The 2,884-nt window shown below is 70.3% G+C and carries 2 protein-coding genes; both read left to right on the top strand.

Features of this window, described 5'->3' with window-relative positions:
• Positions 1-954, top strand: a 954-nt coding sequence (locus G3I56_RS42485) for a beta-ketoacyl reductase (protein WP_164418864.1), incomplete at its 5' end; no start/stop codon positions are given.
• 57 nt (positions 955-1,011) lie between these two features.
• Positions 1,012-2,884 (top strand): type I polyketide synthase (locus tag G3I56_RS42480; protein ID WP_164418862.1); only part of this gene is annotated, 1,873 nt, incomplete at its 3' end.

Below are 2,884 nucleotides of genomic sequence, written 5' to 3'. Positions count from 1 at the left end.
CGGGGGATGGATCTGAAGGCGTTTGTTCTGTATTCGTCGGTCTCTGGTCTGTTGGGTACGGCGGGTCAGGCGAACTATGCGGCGGCGAACACGTTCCTGGATGCGTTGGCTGCGCATCGGCGGGCTGTTGGGCTTCCTGCCACCTCCCTCGCCTGGGGCCTGTGGGCGGAGACCAGCGCCATCACCGGCCACCTCGCCGACGCCGACCTGCGCCGTCTGGCCCGCTCCGGCCTGCTGCCGCTGGCGACCGACGACGCGATGGCCCTCTTCGACGCGGCCCCGGCCACCGGTGAGAGCGTCCTCGCCGTCACCCGGCTCGACACCCGGGCGATCCGCGCCATGGGGGACCGGGTACCGGCACTCCTCGCCGGTCTCGTCCGCGGGCACACGCCCCGCCGCGCGGTAGCGGCGGCCGGCGCGACCTCCCCCGCCCGGAGCGCAGGCCAGGGGCTCGCCGAGCGGCTCGCCGTCCTGTCCGCGACCGACCGGGAACGGACCCTGGTGGACCTGGTGCGCGGCCGGGTGGCCGCCGTACTCGGCCACGCCGACCACACGGTGATCGACGCCGACCGGGCGGTCCAGGAACTCGGCTTCGACTCGCTGACCGCCGTCGAACTGCGGAACCAGCTCGGTACCGAGGCGGGCCTGAGGCTGCCGAGCACGCTGGTCTTCGACCACCCCACCCCCCGGGCGCTCGCGAAGTATCTGGCCGAACAGCTCTCCGTGGAGGAGACAGCCCCCGACGAGCGGGTGCTCGCCGAACTGTCCCGGCTCAAGGCAGCCATCGAGGCGGTCGCCACCGACGAGTCGGCCCACGGCCGGATCACCACGAGCCTGCGTGAACTCCTCGACGCCGCCGACAGCGCGGCCGGGACCACGGACCCCGACGAGGACGACGACCTGGAGTCGGCGACGGACGAGGAACTGTTCGCGCTCGTCGACGACCTGAACTGAGCCGCAACCGCCCACGACGACACCGACCACCGCACGAGACACGGGAGTTGACCCACCATGGCGGGCGAGGACAAGCTTCGCGACTACCTGAAGAAGGCCGTCGCCGACGGCCGTGAGGCACGTCGGCAGCTGCGGGACCTGGAGGAGAAGAGGCGCGAGCCGATAGCGATCGTGGGCATGGCGTGCCGCTACCCCGGTGGCGTGTCCTCGCCCGACGACCTCTGGCGCCTCGTGGCGGACGGCAAGGACGCCATCGGCGGCTTCCCCGACAACCGGGGCTGGGACCTGGACACCCTCTACGACCCGGACCCCGAGCGCACGGGCACCACGTACACCCGCGAGGGCGGATTCCTCTACGACGCCGACGGGTTCGACCCCGCCTTCTTCGGGATGTCCCCGCGTGAGGCCACCGCGATCGACCCACAGCAGCGACTCCTCCTGGAGACGGCGTGGGAGGCGTTCGAGCACGCCGGTATCGACGCCACCGCACTGCGCGGCTCAGGCACCGGCGTGTTCACGGGCCTGATGTACAACGACTACGGCTCACGGCCCCACCTGCCTCCGGAGGACTTCGAGGGCTATCTCTTCAGCGGCAGCGCCGCGAGCGTCGCCGCAGGCCGGCTCTCGTACACCTACGGCTTCGAGGGGCCCGCCGTGTCCGTCGACACCGCGTGCTCGTCCTCGCTGGTCGCCCTGCATCTGGCGGCGAACGCGCTGCGCAACGGCGAGTGCTCGCTCGCCATCGCCGGCGGCGTCACGGTGATGTCGACACCCGTCGCCTTCCTCGAGTTCGCCCGCCTCAGGGGTCTGTCGCCCGATGGGCGTTCGAAGTCGTTCGCCGGGGCGGCGGATGGTGTGGCGTGGTCGGAGGGTGTGGGGCTGTTGGTGGTGGAGCGGTTGTCGGATGCCCGTAGGAACGGTCATCGGGTGCTGGCTGTGGTCCGTGGCAGTGCGGTGAATCAGGACGGTGCGAGTAATGGGCTGACGGCGCCGAACGGTCCGTCGCAGGAGCGGGTGATCCGGCAGGCGCTGGCGTCGGCGGGTCTTGCTCCTGCTGATGTGGATGTGGTGGAGGCGCATGGTACGGGGACGCGGTTGGGTGATCCGATCGAGGCGCAGGCGTTGTTGTCGACGTATGGGCGGGAGCGGTCGGACGGTCGGCCGTTGTATTTGGGGTCGTTGAAGTCGAACATCGGGCATGCGCAGGCGGCTGCGGGTGTGGGTGGTGTGATCAAGATGGTGCAGGCGATGCGTCATGGGGTGTTGCCGAAAACGTTGCATGTTGATGAGCCGTCGCCGTTCGTGGAGTGGGGCACGGGTGCGGTGGAGTTGTTGACGGAGGCGCGTGAGTGGCCGGTTCGGGAGCGGGCGCCGCGTCGGGCAGGAGTGTCGTCGTTCGGATTCGGCGGCACCAACGCCCACGTGATCATCGAGGAAGTCCCCGCCGAGACGCCCACCGAGGCCGCCGAGGCCGCCGAAAAGCGCACCCCGCCCGTACTGCCGTGGCTCCTGTCCGCACGCACCCCTCAGGCGCTCACCGCCCAGGCCGAACGCCTCCGCGTCTTCGCCGGCCGGCCCGACGCGGCCGACCCACTGGACATCGCCTACTCCCTGGCCACCACCCGTACCACCTTCGAGCACCGCGCGGTGGTCGTGGGCACCGGGCGCACCGAACTCCTCGACGAACTCGGCCGGTTGAACCCCGTCACCCCGTCAAGCGGTGGGTTGGCTTTGGTGTTCTCGGGTCAGGGTGCTCAGCGGGTGGGGATGGGGCGGGAGTTGTGGGGGGCGTTTCCGGTGTTTGCGGGGGCGTTGGATGAGGTGTGTGGTGTGTTGGATCCGTTGTTGGGTGGGTCGTTGAGGGGGGTGTTGTTCGCGGCGGAGGGTTCGGCTGGGGCGTTTTCGTTGGGGGAGACGGGGTGGACGCAGC

The sequence above is a fragment of the Streptomyces sp. SID12488 genome (assembly GCF_010548275.1).
In the GTDB taxonomy this organism is placed as follows: Bacteria; Actinomycetota; Actinomycetes; order Streptomycetales; family Streptomycetaceae; genus Streptomyces.
The sequence above is the reverse complement of the archived record's forward strand: the minus strand, read 5'-3'. Positions and strand labels throughout refer to the sequence as shown.